Raw genomic sequence first — 15,622 nt, 5'->3', positions numbered from 1 at the left:
CTGTAGAAGGGGTTAGAGCGGTACGTTGTCATGCTTCTTAGCGGGGAGCGTCTGACGCTTCGTGCGTAGCTGCTGTAGCGCACGGATGATGCGAAAACGGGTGTTCCTCGGCTCGATGACATCATCGATGTAACCGTAGGAAGCAGCATTGTACGGATTGGCAAAAGCCTCACGATACTCCTCTTCCTTCTCCAGAGCTGTCTTGGCGGGATCATCGCTCGCCTTGACCTCCTTAGCAAAGACTACCTCGACGGCTCCTGACGGACCCATGACGGCAATCTCTGCAGATGGCCAAGCGTAGTTGATGTCTGCACGGAGGTGCTTAGAGCCCATCACGATGTAGGCACCACCGTATGCCTTGCGTAGGACGACCGTGATCTTAGGTACGGTAGCCTCGCCGTAAGCGTAGAGAAGCTTAGCACCGTGCGTGATGACAGCGTTGTACTCCTGACCAGTACCTGGGAGGAAGCCTGGTACGTCGACGAGTGTGACGATGGGGATATTGAATGAATCGCAGAAGCGTACGAAGCGTGCTGCCTTGCGAGAGGAGTTGCAGTCAAGACTACCAGCCATTACCTTGGGTTGGTTAGCTACGATACCGACGCTCTGTCCGTTGAAGCGTGCGAAGCCGACGATGATGTTGCGTGCGTAGTCACGATGTACCTCGAGGAACTCACCATGGTCAACGATTGCTCCGATCACCTCGTACATGTCGTAAGCACGGTTTGGCGAGTCGGGGATGATCTCATTGAGTAGATCCTCGCAGCGGTCTGCGGGATCATCGCAAGCGACGAAGGGTGGCTCCTCCATGTTGTTTTGTGGCAGGAAGGAGAGCAGCTGACGGATGAGCTGAAGACCAGCCTCGTCGTTGTCTACGGCGAAGTGTGCCACACCACTCTTAGATGCGTGTACGTCGGCACCTCCTAGCTCCTCCTGAGTGACGTCCTCGCCGGTGACCGTCTTGACCACCTTAGGACCTGTGAGGAACATGTAGCTGGAGTTGCGTACCATAATGTTGAAGTCGGTCAGTGCGGGCGAATAGACAGCACCACCGGCGCATGGACCGAAGATACCAGAGATCTGAGGGATGACACCCGAAGCAAGGATGTTGCGCTCGAAGATCTCACCGTAGCCACAGAGTGCGTTGACCGCCTCTTGGATACGTGCACCACCAGAGTCGTTGAGACCGATACACGGTGCGCCCATAGTCATAGCTAGATCCATCACCTTGCAGATCTTGGCAGCGAGCATCTCGCCGAGTGCGCCACCTATGACGGTGAAGTCCTGAGCGAAGACGTAGACGAGACGTCCATCGATGGTACCGCTACCTACGACGACACCATCACCGAGGAACTTCTTCTTCTCCATACCAAAGTTCGTGCAGCGGTGCTGGACGAACATGTCGATCTCCTCAAAGGAACCCTCATCGAGGAGCATAGCTATACGCTCACGAGCTGTGTACTTGCCCTTGGCGTGTTGCTTCTCAATGCGTGCTTCGCCTCCTCCGAGACGAGCCTCCTCACGCTTGGCAAGGAGCTGCTTTATCTTCTCTTGTTGTACACTCATTATTCTATGTAGCGTTTGTTTGATTGGACGATATTACTTAGCGACATCCTTGCAGTCGCAGATCTCTAGAAGTATGCCGTGTGCACTCTTGGGGTGTACGAAGGCAATGTTGAGACCCTCGGCACCTTTGCGAGGCTTCTCATCGATGAGGCGTAAGCCCTTGCCCTTGAGCTCCTCGAGAGCTGGTGCTACATCGTCAGATGATAGTGCTAGGTGGTGAATGCCCTCGCCACGCTTCTCGATAAACTTGGCTATGGGGCTCTCATCGCTTGTGGGCTCTAGAAGCTCTAGCTTGACCTCGCCTATCTTGAGGAATGCGGTACGCACCTTCTGGTCAGCGACCTCCTCAATGTTGTAGCAGGTTAGTCCGAGGACTCCCTCGAAGAAGGGCAGTGCCTCCTCTATGCTCTTGACTGCTATCCCAAGATGCTCGATGTGTGACAGATTCATACGCTATATTGTTTTTGATTTGTGTGTCTACTTTAGTGGGGGGATGGACTGCGCCCTCCCTATGGTGATAATCTCTCTAGAAACTATCACCGACTGCAAATATAAGAATAATCGCTCACGTAGCGAAAGGGTTTGACGACCAAATAGCGATTTGCTCTCTATGGAGAGCTGGCTCAGGCGAACGTGAGTGCATGCACAGGCGGGCGACTGATCAGTTGTCCGTCACGATAAGCAACCTGTCCGTTGACCCAGGTAGCTACGATGCGATGCGAGAAGGTGTAACCCTCCAGTGGCGACCATCCACACTTGCTGTAGAGACTTTCCGTCGTGACCGTTGTCTCCTGATGAGGATCGACGAGGACTAGGTCTGCGTAGTAGCCTGTGCGGATATAGCCTCGCTCGCGAACACCAAAGAGCTGTGCAGGAGCGTGTGCCATCTTCTCAACGACTAGCTCAGGCGACCAAAGCCCCTCGTGAGCCAGCTCCAGCATCATCAAGAGACTGTGCTGTACAAGTGGCCCTCCAGAGGCTGCTGTGAGGGCATCGCCCTCTTTGTCGGCCAGTGCGTGAGGCGCGTGATCGGTAGCGACCACGTCGATGCGACCCTCGACGAGTGCTTGGCGCAGAGCCTCACGATCGCGAGCCGTCTTGACGGCGGGGTTCCACTTGATGCGATTGCCTAAGCGGCTGTAGTCCTCATCGGTAAACCATAAGTGGTGGACGCACACCTCTGCGGTGATGCGCTTCTCGGACGAAAGCGGAGCTGCCGAGAAGAGATCCATCTCCTCTGCTGTCGATAGGTGGAGTACGTGTAGTCTAGCACCGAGACGCTTGGCACGCTCTATGGCACTGCGTGAAGACTCGTAGCACGCCTCACGGGAGCGTATCAGCGGATGTGTCTCGATGGGTGGATGCCCGTCGTATCGCTGGCGGTAAAGCTCCTTATTGCGTGTGATGATCTCCTCGCTCTCGCAGTGCGTGGCGATGAGCTTGGGCGCATGGGCGAAGAAGTAGTCGAGCGCCTCCTCGCTGTCCACCAGCATATTGCCCGTGGAGGCTCCCAGGAAGAGCTTGTAACCAGGGATCAAGGCAGGGTCTATGGCACACGCTTCGGGGGCATTGTCATTAGTCCCGCCGAAGTAAAAGGCGTAGTTTGCCCAGCTTGTCTTCTGAGCACGTTGACGCTTGTCGAGGAGCGCCTCGAGAGTGACCGTCGGAGGCTTCACGTTCGGCATGTCCATATAGGAGGTGACACCACCGGCCACGGCGGCACGGCTCTCGTGTGCTATGTCTCCCTTGTGAGTTAGTCCAGGCTCTCTAAAGTGCACCTGATCGTCGATGCAGCCTGGTAGTAGCCAGAGCCCGTGCGCCTCCACGATCTCCGCTCCTTGGGCCAGTTCGTCAGGGAGGTCAGACACCTTGTCGACACCTATACATATAGACTCAATGCGCTCGTCGGAGAGGCATACGGAGCCGACGACCTGTCGACCTTCATTGATTATGGTCGCTCCGAGTATGATCTGTCGCATATTATTTAGCAGGATTATGGCGCTTGGGGAAGCCCTTGAAGAGCCGCCAGTAGCGTAGCTTGAGGACACCCGTGAAGGCTTCGCCAAAGATCGAGCCATTCATTTTCGAGCTTCCGAGCTTACGATTGACAAAGGTGATGGGTACCTCCTTGATCTTGAAGCCTAGGCAGTGAGCCGTGTACTTCATCTCAATTTGGAAGGCGTAGCCCTTGAAGTGTACCTCATCTAGTCTCATCGTCTCTAGCACCTCACGCCGGTAGCAGACGAAGCCGGCCGTGGTGTCTCGTACTGGTAGCCAAGTGATAATGCGCACGTAGACCGATGCGAGATAGCTCATGAGGATGCGGTTCAGGGGCCAGTCCTTGACCCCACCACCACGTACGTAGCGAGAGCCCACCGCCACATCGTAGCCCTCCTCCGAGACCGCACGTAGGAGGTGTGGTAGCGCTGAGAGCGGATGGCTAAAGTCGCAATCCATCTCGAAGATGTAGTCGTAGCCATGCTCCAGCGCCCACTCGAAGCCTGTAAGATAAGCGGTCCCTAGTCCCAGCTTACCTGGACGCACGATGAGATTCAGACGGTCCGTGTAGTCTGGCTCTTGTTGTAGTGTACGTACGATCTCAGCGGTACCGTCAGGCGAATTGTCATCAAGGATCAGCAGGTCGAAATCTTCGGGCAGTGCCAAGACGGCTCGAATCATCTCAGCGACATTCTCTCGCTCGTTGTAGGTGGGTATGATGACAAGGCTAGCGTGCATAGCGTGATGGGTCTCTGTGAGTGGTAATGCGCAGGGCAGGGGACGCTGTCAGATGCTCCCTACCACTGCACTACAAAGGTAGTAAAAAACTCTCTTCAGATATCATGCGTCCGCTCTCTGCGCTGTCTGAGATAACAGAGTCCTCTGTCAGTCCTACTTAGATCCGATAGGCAAATCCCGCAAAGGCGTAGATATTGTAAAGCGGGAAGGGCATCATCGTAAAGCTCCTGTCTAGAGCTGGCTCGAAGCTCATATTGAGCTGTGCGGTCACACCGAGACGCTGATGAAAGAAGTAGTCGAAGCCTACTCTGACACCCATATCTAGCTTGTTAAAGTGGTCTGACAGGTCGTAGTCGACGAGGTGTCCAGGAGATAGTGGCAGGTCATTGAGCGTGCCGTCACCATCGAGTGTTACCTTAAAGCTTTGCTGCATCAAGTAGGAGAGGTAGAAGCCCACCTGCATACGAAACTTGTCCTTGCTCGTGTGGTAAGCAACCAGCATGGGGATCGTGAGGTAGTAGTTGATAAACTCGGTGCTGTTATTGCCCGTGAAGAACCCCCACGCAGCCTCCTTGCCATCGCCCATATTGACTCTCAGGTTGGTAGCGTGGGTGCAGACGTACATACCCTTGCGCTCCATCTCTAGCCCCGTGTCTAGGTGCCACCCTTTGGTGTCTGGGAGCTGGTAGGAGAGCCACCCCTTGAGGGCTATGTTCATATGCGGATTCCACGTATAGATCTTGTCAATAGCTTTAGGCTTGGGCAGGGGCGTAGTGGCTCCAATGTTTAGTCCAGCCTTGATGCCAAACTCTAGATTATCATTGCTGCTCTGCCCCCATAGGAGTGGAGTCGTGATGAGTGCGAGCAAGAGCCCGAGAGCCCCTCTGTATAGTTGCTGTATAGTCATATCTGTAGCGGGTTACTTCTTGGTGGGTATACCTAGCGTCACGACTAGATCGTCAATGCGCAGGCGGCTGCCGATGGCTCCGATGAATTCATCACCACGAGCACTCGATGAGAAGATAAGTGCCATGTGGTACTTACTCTTCTGGAGGTCTATCTGCTTGTATGCAGCCTCGTTGATGATTTCTAGCTTTGTTTCGAAGGTCGTCCATGCCCCTTCCTTGGTAGGCTTGGGGTGTAGCTGCACTTTTGCTAGGATACGTGGATCGGTGTAGAGGTTGGTTCCGTTGAGCGGAGTGTCGTCGTCTGTCGTGTCGTAGAAGACGCAAGCGATCGTAGCCTCGTCCTGTCCCTCGATAGCCTTATTCCCCTTCGTTCCATTGACTAATTTCTCGCCTGGGAGCCACTGATAGTATCCCTTGATAGCGAGCGGTATGGCAAAGACGGGCTGACCAAACTTCGTGGACTCTAGAGGCTTCACCATCATACTGCCTGCATCTAGTGTGCCAGCGTAGAGAGCTCCAGCGATGATGCCCTTACCAAAGAGTGGTACCCCCTTGATGGTCATCACTTCGAGAGCTTGTCCAGTACGCCCCTTAACTAGTGGATGCACGGGGAAGTCTTCTATTTGACTCGTACCTCCGAAAGCTGCGCCTAAGTTGCTAGCGCAAGCCCAATAAGGATCACCCGCCAGGAGCTTAGGAAGTGCCTTCTCTACGGGAAGCATGAAGGCTGCCTTGTCATTAGGATGTGCCCAGTCGTCAAAAGTAAAGGAGATCTCTTGAGTCTCCATCTTGCCTAGTGGATTGGGATCTGGATCAGGTGTTGGAACTGTGTCAGGCTTATTGGGATCAGGCTTATTGGGATCTGGTTTGTTAGGATCTGGTTTGTAGGTCCCGTTTTCGATAGCGATACGCTTAGCCTTGATAGGGTCTTCACCACTACAACCTGTCGCTACGAGGAGAGATAGGGTGAGTAGGATAACGAGGGTCCAAGAGATTCGTTTCATACTGTACTATATTTTACACTAAGATGCGGCAAAGGTAACTATTTCCAATTATATAGCGAGGGTTACGTCTGACCAACTATCCGACCAACTTATAGAGGATGCCTTGTAACTGCTCAGCCCTAACAGAACGGCCACGTGGAAAATTTCAATTTCCCACGTGGCTATTTTTTATTCTCCACGTAGGGAAAAATCAATTCTTCGGACTTATCATTTGATTCCTCCGAAATTTCATTTCTCGCCTACGTGGAGAATTTTTATTCTCCACGTGGAGATTTCGAAATCCCTACGTGGGGAATATTGTTTTTCTCGAAAAAGAACGCTAGCTTTGCGATAACTATAACTCTTAATGATCCAAACGATATGACAAGAAAACTACTATCTCCGCTACTCTTACTCCTTGCTTTGAGCTACTCGCTCGGTGCACAGCAAGTGAGTTGCAAAGTCACGCAAGAGCCGAAGTCTCTACCCGCAGAGGCGTGTGACTTCTCTATCTATGGTACTAGCCCCAATGGCCGTTACATCTACGGAGGCAGTCCCAACTCGACAGCCTTCTGTTACGACACCGAGCGTGACACCACTTCGCTCTTCCTCTCTGAGACGGGTGCTGAGAAGTATATGATCTACGCAGTCTCTGATGATGGTGAGATCTTTGTCGCTCAGGATGAGGTAGGAGCTTTTGTCTGCAACATGGCTCAGAAGAAGCTACAAGAGATTAAAACTCCAGAGAGTGCGTGGCCTGACGTAAGGCCTGTCTATGTGACACCTGATGCCAAGCACCTCGTAGGCTATCTGATGGATCCTACTTATGCTCAGGAGAGTATGACGCTACCGATCTATGGTACACGTGGTGAGGACGGCTCCTGGACGATCAAGACGCTTCCGATGCTGGACAAAGACTACCTAGGCAACAAACCTAACTATACGCAAGCTTTCTTCTGCTCGCCTGACGGCAAGAAGATCCTAGGCCGACAAAACACCCGCAATGGTTCTGACAGACCACTATTCTGGCAGCTAAATGAGCAGGGACAGTACCAGTGCTCTACACCTTGTGACTCATTCCTCTACAATCTAGATGCGCCACTGCCTGGTCCTGAGCCTGACTGGGACGACTACGTGACGGCAGACTATGAGCAAGATCCTGATCTATATGCCCAGCAAGAAGCTGAGTACAACAAGGCTCACGAAGCTTGGCAAAAAGCCTACGATAAGGTAGTCAAGGGCGTCTCCCCTGATCTTGCGTGGCAGATGATGGCTCCAACGAGTGGCTACTGGATGATATCTATCCAAGAGGTCGTCGGTAAGGGTGACGACTACACGATCATCTCTTACCCTGGTGCGTTAAATGTAGCTGATGGTAGCATCGAGCGGATCAACATCCCAGAGGCTTATGGTCTCGGCGGTCTCGGACGTACTCATGATGGTGGCTGGCTCTGCTACCCCGATGGTAGCTTAGACCCCAATGATCGTACTACCTATGTAGTTTATCCTGATGGCAAGAAGCTTACGATGCTGGAGTACTTGAAGCAGCTCACGGGCAAAGACCTATCTCCGGCTTTCACCTACTCCTACACACCTTATGGTAAGACGGAGCAAAAGAGTATCACGGATATGGGTACCGTGCAGTTCTCTGCAGATGGCAAGACGTTGGTTTCTTGTGCGGTAGATATGACTGGTACCAGGTATTATCGCAATGCTTATCTACGTGTGGACAAGCACTTCCTTGCTCAGCCTCTAGGAGTCGCTCCTATTCAGGTCGAGCGTGGCGATCTCTCGATCCTCTGGCAGGGCGATGCGCTCTACTTCTCGGCGCCCGCTACGGGTACGCTCTATCTGTATGACACGACAGGTAGACTACTAGACAGCTACTCGCTGGCAGCAGCCTCCAGGCTCTCCCTGACAGAACTAGCGCAGGGGCTCTACATCGGTCAGCTCGTCACGGAGCGTGGCGTGAGCACCGTACGATTCATTCGCTAGTAGAGGCTTCTGACCTCAACTCTGCAAACTCTACGAGTAACGATTGGTAGGGACGTACGGCTCGGACGCAGACCGTCGGTGCGTCCGTTGTATCAAAATGTTGTGTCAAAGCGAGATGTCGACCTGTAGGGACGCACGGCTCAAGGAGCTACCTACGGCTCGGCAGCGACCCAAGCGACGCCGATCGTCTCTATGCCCGCTAGTGTGCCCTGCCCCGTTGCTTGCCTTAGCTCGATGGTGTAGAGCCCTGGGTGTGGAGGAGTCAGTGAGGCATTGACTTTATAGAGTTGCTGACGTAGCGCATAGCCCTCTCCAGACCATACGCCTGGCTCCTCCGTGAGGGGTAGTGCCAGCGTTGTCGTAGCACTCCACCCTAGAGTGGAGCGAAGCTCGACGGCGAGCGGTAGGGACGTGTATGCGTAGCGGCTGTTGTACCGCACATAGAGGTAGAGCGTGTAGGGTGCCCGAGACTGCTCGACGAAGCTGTCGAAGGTGATACGATCCTCCGCAGACCATACAGCTCGTGGTAGCTCTTTCGTCTGCATCCGCTCTTGATAAGTTGCATAGCGGCAAGAGCCAAGCGTCAGGACGGCCAGCAAAACTAGTCCCCCTACGATGCGACCTCTGCAGGCTCTGCTCATAGCTACAACTGATCTAGTCGTGGTGGATTACTCCTCCTGAGGCTTCCTACGTGGACGGCGACGACGGCCACCTTCCTGAGGCTTGCGTCTCGGCTTGCGAGTGGGCTGCGTAGCGCCCTCCTCGCGAGGGTCTGATCTGTCCTGAGGCTCTTCGACAGCGTTGGTAGGCTCCTCGGCACGGTCACTCATAGGGTTTTCGCTCTGGGCTACAGGAGCGTCGGTATTGCTGCGAGTTTTTTTTCGATTTGTCTTGCGACGCTTACGCTTCTTCGGCTGGTCAAAGCGGTTGATCGCATTGTCAAAGAGTATGTCCTTAGGCTTCTTCGGTGCCTCCTGCTGGTCAGAGAGCGTCTCGGGTGTCTCGCCACGCTGGTTCATCTCTATAATCTCCTTAGCCCGCTCTACGGATATGGTCTCAGGCTCTTCGAGGCTCTTAGGAGCTAGGCTGTAAGTGATCTCTCCTGCTAGGAGGTCGCACTTATTGAAGTAGTAGGTACCGCTCTCCGTCTCTAGGGGCGTACGACTCGAGGGGAAGGCTTTCTTTGCCTCCATATAGACGTCCACCTCGTAGTTTGTACAGCACTTGAGCTTGCCACACTGTCCGGTGAGCTTGAGCGAGTTCTGGGCTAAGTTCTGAAAGCGAGCCGCAGCCGTACTGACGGAGTTAAAGCGTGAGAGCCAGGTAGCGCAGCATAGAGCTCGTCCACAAGGGCCTATACCCCCGATACGCCCTGCCTCCTGTCTAGCACCTATCTGACGCATCTCCACGCGTATGTGGAAGGCGTCCGCTAGAAGCCGTATCAACTTGCGAAAGTCTACTCGCTGATCTGCTATGTAGTAGAATATGGCGCGCGTCCCGTCAGCCTGATACTCCACATCGCCGATCTTCATATCTAGTCCTAGCGAAGTGGCGATCTCGCGCGACTCGATCATCGTCGGGTGTTCCCGTAGCTTAGCCGCGTGATAATGATCCATATCGGCAGGACGTGCCTTGCGATAGATCGCTTTCGCACCATCCACATACTGCTCATCATGGTTAGCTCGTATCTTTGTGGAGACGAGTGTCCCCGTGAGAGCCACCATGCCGACATCGTAGCCTCCGCTATCAGCCTCGACGACTACATAGTCACCTCGCTTGAGGTCGAGGTGATCCACGTTGCGGTAGTAGTTCTTGCGAGTGTTCTTGAACTGTACCTCGACGATCTCCTGCTGCTGTACGCCGTCGGGCAGATCAGCTAGCCAGTCATAGGTCGAGAGCTTGCAACAGCGTGACCCTAGCCCTTTGCATCGAGGACAGTCTATCTTATTTAGTAGGTCTGGTTTGTATTCCATCAATTAGTTTCAAAAAAGGGGAGAGGAGGAGGATTACTTCTTCTTTCGTCCAGTTACTCGCTCGAGCGAGTCAAAGCCCTGCCCATATACGCCGTGCACCGTAGATTCGGAGATAAAAGCGTTCGGGTCTACCGAGTTAATCACTTGGTAGAGACCTCCACGCAGGTTCTTGCGGATGGTCACCAGCACCACGTGCATCGGTTGGTGACTATAGCCTCCCTCGCCGTGGAGTATGGTGCATCCATGCCCTAGGCGACGTGTTACAGCCTCGCTGAGCTGCTCGTACTTGGTACTGACGATGAGTAGCTGTACAGACTGCTTATTGGCATCCATAATGTAGTCCAGCATCTGCCCTACGATCGTGATCTCGATGAAGGAAAAGGCGAGCTTGCCTAGCGCTGTACCCCAACTGTACTGAGGTCCGAAGAAGTGGCTGACAACTGCACCCGTCGTGACGATGATCGCATCCATAAAGATCATGGCACGACCTAGAGAGAGCGTGCTGTACTTATTAATGATAGCAACGATAATGTCGGTGCCACCTGTACTACCATTGGCAGAGAAGACCAGGCCTAGTCCGGCACCACAGAGTCCAGCACCGACGATTAGAGCGACAAATGGCTCATCGGACGCCAAGAGTGGCCCGAAGTTAGGGAGTGTACTCGTCAGCCACGTGGGCAGATTGTTGTACACCTCTAGTCCTTGTCCCACCATGGGGGTAAAAAACGCTTGTCCTACGGGGATCGTGACGGCAAGCATTAGGACGGCTATGATCGTCTTCATCGAGAAGCGCCACCCTAGGATCCATATCGAGAGGAGTAGCAAGCCGACATTGATGATGTTGTAAGGTATACTGGCCGGGATATTTGTCGCCAGCTGAATGATAGTGGTCAGTCCTGCCAGTCCTCCCGAGGTGATGTTTTGAGAGAGGATGAAGGCTGTCCAACCGAATGTGTAGACGACTACACCAGCGAAGATGAGTAGGACATCCTTTAGAAAGCGCGCAGACTTGCGTGGATCGGGATAGCGTAAAGGTCTTTTCGTAGTCATGAGTGACAAGTTTATTATTTGGCGAAGAGGGAACACGTCCCACGACACCAAACTCAGAAGTTACACAAAGGTAGCAAAAAAGAAGACTGACACAAAAAAGAGGGTAGAGCTCTAGTCCCCGCAAATCTCATTACAAACAAGTCCAACATGCTGATGTGTAGCGACATGTAGGGACACATGATCTGTGCGTCCGCTGTGTCAAAGGTGACAGTGTCAGTACTTTGACTTAATACTCGTCTTGGGGCTCTACAACGGACGACCGCCCGCCCTCACATATCTGTGCATCGCCATCGATTGGGTCGTTTATCTACGCTCTTTGTATCGTGTTGAACCCGATATACATACGAGTTCCCAAAAACAAATCCCCTCTTGGAGCTTAAGGTCCAAGGGGGGAACTCTTTAGTTCCAACGTTGGAAAGCCCTGTCTTCGCCAATCTGTGCAAAGAAAAAAGGTGACAGCCGAACTACTTCGACTATCACCTTGAGTCGGGATGAGAAGACTCGAACTTCCGACCTCCACGTCCCGAACGTGGCGCGCTACCAACTGTGCTACATCCCGATAGTGACTACCGCCCTACGGCGACTAGTCCCTACTTGCGACTGCAAAGGTACTAAATAATGCGACACCACATACTGCTCAGCCGGATGCTAAGTTTGGCAGGGCTCATTATGAGACTGTTGCAAAAGTCAACAGTCTCACAATCTTGCTCGCAAGATTGTCCAGACTTTGCAGAAAGGATGAAGCGCAAGGCGCTGAGGGTGAGGTCTGAAGGGAGCATACCTCCGTATGTGACCGAAGCCGAATCCCGAAAGCAACACAGCGATTCGCCTTTATGCAACAGTCTCATTATGAAGTTGATTAAAATGCTGACTAGCAGCTCTACAAAAGACTAATCCTCTTGTGGAGGTACGGATTGTGTACCCCTAGTTGTCGCTACTCGTGAGAAGTACGAAGGTGAGGAGGTATGACGCATTATACTAAGCGGCTATACGCGATATGGTCACGAAGGAAATTGGCATTTCCCCCGTGACCATTGCTGATTGTTATGACCCTTAGTCGGGTAGTGCTTACCAGTTATCGGTCTAGTAAACAAGAGACGGGACGGTCAAGTGCCGTCATACCGCCTTGCAGGCCCCAATGTGAGGCTCTCTGGGGTCTTCTGTAAGACGCTTCTGAGGTTTCCTTCGGGACGAACTGAATATAGCAGCAGTTGAACATAAGGTCGATATACCCCATACAGATATCGCCCTGAGCGTTCTTAGCAAGAACTGTCTCCTTGATGATTTGGTAATCCTTGTCAAAACCAATGTTAGCAAGATAGCTCTTGAAGTCGTCAGAATAGAGATCGGAATATCCTTCTATTGCATTGGACTGCGAATTGATGAAAAGCTGGTCGCTAAAGAATGAAGTGCGGACATAGAGCACCCACTCCAGGTTGGTCTTATCGACACATTCGGGCTTGGTATTGAATCGCTGGTTGACACTACCTTCTTCACTTTCTTCTAGCACACGGAGACCCAGAGCGTTTTCAAACTCCTCAATCTTCTTACCATCTTTAGTGAGTAGCGTTTCGATAGAGGGCATATCCTTAGCATCTCGGAGGATCTTATGCTTCGTAGGGATCAGCTGGTGACGCTGAATCTCTATAGACATACTGGCATCAAAGTCGCCCTTGTGTGAGTAGTCTTGCTTAGCTATGAGAGAGATCTCTTTGTTTTGGTCATTACGTGAGCGAAATCCAGGGACGGTATTGCCATCGCTGTCGATTCTTACGTTGACCTTCTCAAACTTGGTGAAGCCTAGCTTACGAAGCATCTCTTGAGTCTTTGTAGCGTTCTCGACAGGCTCCTTGCTGTAGCATAGGATGATATCAGCGGTCTCTTCTATCTCTATACCATAAGCGACTGCAGGAATGACAGACAGATCTTTATTGACGAAGCCTGGGACAGTTACTTTGCTAGAGTATTTGATATCTTGAGGCTGACGACCTAACTTCTCTTCGTAGGCGAGGATCTCAGCATCGATGATTTTCTCAGAGTCGTCCTTCTTTGGATCAAACTTCAGGAGTGGCAATTCCTGTTCGGCTGAAATGGAGGCTCCCTTGACGGTCACCTTAGCAGTAGCCGATAGGTTCCCTACCGTGGCGGTAATCATGGCTTCGCCCTCAGCAACAGCCGTGACTAGTCCCTTGTTGTCGACGGTTGCCACCGTAGCTTTGTTGGAGCTATAGATTACAGAGAAGTTGTGATCCGTAGGCTCTACAACCGCCGTCAGTTGCTGGGTCTCACCTACACTGAGAGAGACCGTCGTGGGGCTGATGGTGATGCCCGTTGGGTTGACTGGTTGAGGCTGGGGAGCTGGATCAGGCTTGTTACAACTAGAGACTATTGCCAGTAGAGCAACACAAGAAAGTAAAACTGCAATTCGTTTCATAGAAATATTGCTTTGGTTAGTATGTATTCTTTGAAGTCTCAGATCAGTAGCGTGTATGCTGACCCTTCTTAAAAGCAAATGTACAGATAAATCAAGAAAAATGCAACAACTAGATGTAGAAATTAGTCTACAAAACAGGACTGATGCATTATAATTAGGAGCTACACATTAGCGACAAGTGAGGCATAGATGAGCTCATTATAATGTAATGTGTCAGCCCATGGATTCTCGCGATCCTCACCTCTTGTTGCTTTACATATATTTACGAGGGGACTCGTCCGATTCCCTCCTTTCTTGAAAATCCACGTAGAAAATCTCAAATCTCCACGTGGATATTTTTTATTTTCCACGTGGGCGTGATTCATTTCCTCCGAAGTTTCATTTGATTCCTCCGAAGAGTTTTTTCTTCCCCACGTGGGAAATAAAAATCCTCCACGTGGAAATTTCGAAATCTCCACGTGGAAATCAGTTTTCCCCAACACAGCTCCGTATCGATATGTAGTTGGTCATAAATTATTGTAACGAGCCAGCGCCTAATTTGCCCAGTCAGGGCTAACGCATCATAATCGCTCTTTCAGAAGCTACATATTAGCGACAAGCGAGAAATAAGGAGATAGATGAACTCACTGTATATAATGCGTCAGCCCTGGTCTACAAAAAAGGACGGATCTCTTTAACTTTTTGTACATTTTCGGTGTATCCCTGCAGGATTTGGGAAGGACTTGACGAGAAATCATTTATTTGTCACATAACATAAGTCATATGAAACAGAAAGCACTGCTTATCGCACTGATCGTCAGTCTTCTTAGTGTCTGTAGTCTACAGGCTCAGAGGACGGCTGGACGTCGTGAGTTTACTGGTACTCTCAGCCTCTCGGCTGTTGCCGTTGATGGAGGAATTGGTATCTTCAACGTACTGGTGAACCCCTCTATGGGTTGGTTTGTCAAGGACAACCTCTCCGTAGGAGCTACGATCCACTACGAGGGCACTGGTGAACTAGGAGGTCTCGGACTAGGGCCTCAGGTCACTTACTACTTCCCCTCCAAGAGTAATGTGAACTTCTTTTTGGATGCCTTCGGAGGTCTCCAGATGATTCACTTCTCGGGCTACAACTTCGTCGGAGGAGCCATCGGTGTCGGTGCCGGTGTCTCTTGCGCCATAACCTCACGTGTAGCATGGAGATCAGGCATTGACTACAAGATGGGCATCTACTCAGGTCCCAGCCTAATGCATCGTCTAGGCTTGGATATGGGCTTTTCGATCAACTTCTAGCACCCCAGAGAGGGCTCTATCTGACAAGAAGCTAAAAAAACGATACAACTAGGAGGCTCGATCGCACTATACAGCGGTTGAGCCTCCTAGTTGTATCCAGATCCACTATACGACCGCAGCTACACCACTAGTCGTTCGTCTGATCCGTAAGACGGACGGATTCTCTAGGATGCTTAGAAGTAGCGTCCGAGGGAAAAGGGAGAGGAGCTCTCGTTGATTTTTTCAGGCTCAAAGAGTGCTGTCATAGCTTGTGAGATAGCATCTCGGATCTTGTCAGACTCGGTCTCTCCATACCCTTCGGCAGTAGCTACTGCCACGAGCTTATTCATGTCGGCAGTAGTTAGCTGGATAGTAACTTCTAGAGCATAGCCGACCAATATATTTCTCTTGTCGCCCTCGCCGTAGCTTACGACAAGCGTCTTCTGTGCCTGTGCGGGATTGATCTCAGGAACGACTATAATGCCTCTCTTGAAGAGCTGCCCAGCGATAAAGTCTCTAGGATTGACAGAGTTAAGGTTGGCTTGTGAGTAGCCGCCAAATGATCCTAACACGCTGCCCGTTGGAGCAATGTAGGCGTACTCGTATTGAGATAGGGGGAGGTACGTTTTCACCTGAGGAGCATTCAGCCCACAGCCCGACAGGGTGAGCATAAACAGTATGGCTGCAACGACGCACCATAGCTTGGGTAAGTGAGTTTGTTTCATA

The 15,622-nt window shown here is 51.8% G+C and carries 13 protein-coding genes and 1 tRNA gene; 2 read left to right on the top strand and 12 right to left on the bottom strand.

Annotated elements, in window-relative coordinates; all coding sequences use genetic code 11:
• Positions 1–12: 12 nt before the first annotated feature.
• The 6 genes from PORAS_RS00620 to PORAS_RS00595 form a co-directional block, all read right to left on the bottom strand.
• Positions 13–1,566, bottom strand: a complete 1,554-nt coding sequence (locus tag PORAS_RS00620) for an acyl-CoA carboxylase subunit beta (RefSeq protein ID WP_004330447.1) — start codon at positions 1,564–1,566, stop codon at positions 13–15.
• 33 nt (positions 1,567–1,599) lie between these two features.
• The gene (mce, locus tag PORAS_RS00615) at positions 1,600–2,016 is read right to left on the bottom strand and encodes a methylmalonyl-CoA epimerase (RefSeq protein ID WP_004330525.1); all 417 of its coding nucleotides are present in this window, start codon (positions 2,014–2,016) and stop codon (positions 1,600–1,602) included.
• A gap of 173 nt (positions 2,017–2,189) precedes the next feature.
• Entirely contained in the window at positions 2,190–3,545 is a 1,356-nt protein-coding gene (locus tag PORAS_RS00610) for a dihydroorotase (protein WP_013759782.1), read from the bottom strand.
• 1 nt (position 3,546) lies between these two features.
• Positions 3,547–4,302, bottom strand: a complete 756-nt coding sequence (locus PORAS_RS00605) for a polyprenol monophosphomannose synthase (RefSeq protein ID WP_004330527.1) — start codon at positions 4,300–4,302, stop codon at positions 3,547–3,549.
• A 157-nt stretch (positions 4,303–4,459) separates the two neighbouring features.
• Positions 4,460–5,209: a porin family protein gene (locus PORAS_RS00600; RefSeq protein ID WP_004330474.1), complete on the bottom strand. Its 750-nt coding sequence runs from the start codon at positions 5,207–5,209 to the stop codon at positions 4,460–4,462.
• 12 nt (positions 5,210–5,221) lie between these two features.
• Positions 5,222–6,214: a PCMD domain-containing protein gene (locus PORAS_RS00595; RefSeq protein WP_013759781.1), complete on the bottom strand. Its 993-nt coding sequence runs from the start codon at positions 6,212–6,214 to the stop codon at positions 5,222–5,224.
• 360 nt (positions 6,215–6,574) lie between these two features.
• Here PORAS_RS00595 and PORAS_RS00590 point away from each other — a divergent pair, with 360 nt between their 5' ends.
• Positions 6,575–8,188, top strand: coding sequence for a T9SS type A sorting domain-containing protein (locus PORAS_RS00590; protein WP_013759780.1), 1,614 nt, complete (start codon positions 6,575–6,577; stop codon positions 8,186–8,188).
• 152 nt (positions 8,189–8,340) lie between these two features.
• On the opposite strand, the gene PORAS_RS00585 is transcribed toward PORAS_RS00590, so the two are convergent.
• The 5 genes from PORAS_RS00585 to PORAS_RS00565 all read right to left on the bottom strand — a co-directional run bounded on the left by PORAS_RS00585 (position 8,341) and on the right by PORAS_RS00565 (position 13,645).
• A complete protein-coding gene (locus PORAS_RS00585; protein ID WP_013759779.1) occupies positions 8,341–8,829 on the bottom strand; it encodes a gliding motility lipoprotein GldH in 489 nt (162 codons plus the stop codon).
• Positions 8,830–8,856: 27 nt separating this feature from the next.
• The gene (locus PORAS_RS00580) at positions 8,857–10,161 is read right to left on the bottom strand and encodes a PSP1 domain-containing protein (protein ID WP_013759778.1); all 1,305 of its coding nucleotides are present in this window, start codon (positions 10,159–10,161) and stop codon (positions 8,857–8,859) included.
• Between the two features lie 33 nt (positions 10,162–10,194).
• On the bottom strand, positions 10,195–11,211 hold the full coding sequence (locus PORAS_RS00575; protein ID WP_004331744.1) for a YitT family protein: 1,017 nt from the start codon (positions 11,209–11,211) through the stop codon (positions 10,195–10,197).
• Between the two features lie 486 nt (positions 11,212–11,697).
• A tRNA-Pro gene (locus PORAS_RS00570) sits at positions 11,698–11,770 on the bottom strand.
• Positions 11,771–12,286: 516 nt separating this feature from the next.
• A complete protein-coding gene (locus PORAS_RS00565; RefSeq protein WP_013759777.1) occupies positions 12,287–13,645 on the bottom strand; it encodes an Ig-like domain-containing protein in 1,359 nt (452 codons plus the stop codon).
• A gap of 762 nt (positions 13,646–14,407) precedes the next feature.
• On the opposite strand from PORAS_RS00565, the gene PORAS_RS00560 reads away from it, so the two are divergent.
• The gene (locus tag PORAS_RS00560; RefSeq protein WP_013759775.1) at positions 14,408–14,917 is read left to right on the top strand and encodes a hypothetical protein; all 510 of its coding nucleotides are present in this window, start codon (positions 14,408–14,410) and stop codon (positions 14,915–14,917) included.
• A gap of 173 nt (positions 14,918–15,090) precedes the next feature.
• Here the strand turns inward: PORAS_RS00560 and PORAS_RS00555 are convergent, their stop codons facing one another.
• On the bottom strand, positions 15,091–15,621 hold the full coding sequence (locus PORAS_RS00555; RefSeq protein WP_013759774.1) for a hypothetical protein: 531 nt from the start codon (positions 15,619–15,621) through the stop codon (positions 15,091–15,093).
• Between the last annotated feature and the right edge of the window lies 1 nt (position 15,622).

The organism is Porphyromonas asaccharolytica DSM 20707, assembly GCF_000212375.1.
Classification (GTDB): Bacteria; Bacteroidota; Bacteroidia; order Bacteroidales; family Porphyromonadaceae; genus Porphyromonas; species Porphyromonas asaccharolytica.
The sequence above is the reverse complement of the archived record's forward strand: the minus strand, read 5'-3'. Positions and strand labels throughout refer to the sequence as shown.

Bases quoted from the DNA above. Each gene is read 5' to 3' on its own strand.
- PORAS_RS00610 (WP_013759782.1), bottom strand. From the start codon at position 3,545: ATGCGACAGATCATACTCGGAGCGACCATAATCAATGAAGGTCGACAG.
- PORAS_RS00590 (WP_013759780.1), top strand. From the start codon at position 6,575: ATGACAAGAAAACTACTATCTCCGCTACTCTTACTCCTTGCTTTGAGC.
- PORAS_RS00575 (WP_004331744.1), bottom strand. From the start codon at position 11,211: ATGACTACGAAAAGACCTTTACGCTATCCCGATCCACGCAAGTCTGCG.
- PORAS_RS00585 (WP_013759779.1), bottom strand. From the start codon at position 8,829: ATGAGCAGAGCCTGCAGAGGTCGCATCGTAGGGGGACTAGTTTTGCTG.
- PORAS_RS00565 (WP_013759777.1), bottom strand. From the start codon at position 13,645: ATGAAACGAATTGCAGTTTTACTTTCTTGTGTTGCTCTACTGGCAATA.
- PORAS_RS00595 (WP_013759781.1), bottom strand. From the start codon at position 6,214: ATGAAACGAATCTCTTGGACCCTCGTTATCCTACTCACCCTATCTCTC.
- PORAS_RS00555 (WP_013759774.1), bottom strand. From the start codon at position 15,621: ATGAAACAAACTCACTTACCCAAGCTATGGTGCGTCGTTGCAGCCATA.
- PORAS_RS00560 (WP_013759775.1), top strand. From the start codon at position 14,408: ATGAAACAGAAAGCACTGCTTATCGCACTGATCGTCAGTCTTCTTAGT.
- PORAS_RS00580 (WP_013759778.1), bottom strand. From the start codon at position 10,161: ATGGAATACAAACCAGACCTACTAAATAAGATAGACTGTCCTCGATGC.
- PORAS_RS00620 (WP_004330447.1), bottom strand. From the start codon at position 1,566: ATGAGTGTACAACAAGAGAAGATAAAGCAGCTCCTTGCCAAGCGTGAG.
- PORAS_RS00600 (WP_004330474.1), bottom strand. From the start codon at position 5,209: ATGACTATACAGCAACTATACAGAGGGGCTCTCGGGCTCTTGCTCGCA.
- PORAS_RS00605 (WP_004330527.1), bottom strand. From the start codon at position 4,302: ATGCACGCTAGCCTTGTCATCATACCCACCTACAACGAGCGAGAGAAT.
- mce (WP_004330525.1), bottom strand. From the start codon at position 2,016: ATGAATCTGTCACACATCGAGCATCTTGGGATAGCAGTCAAGAGCATA.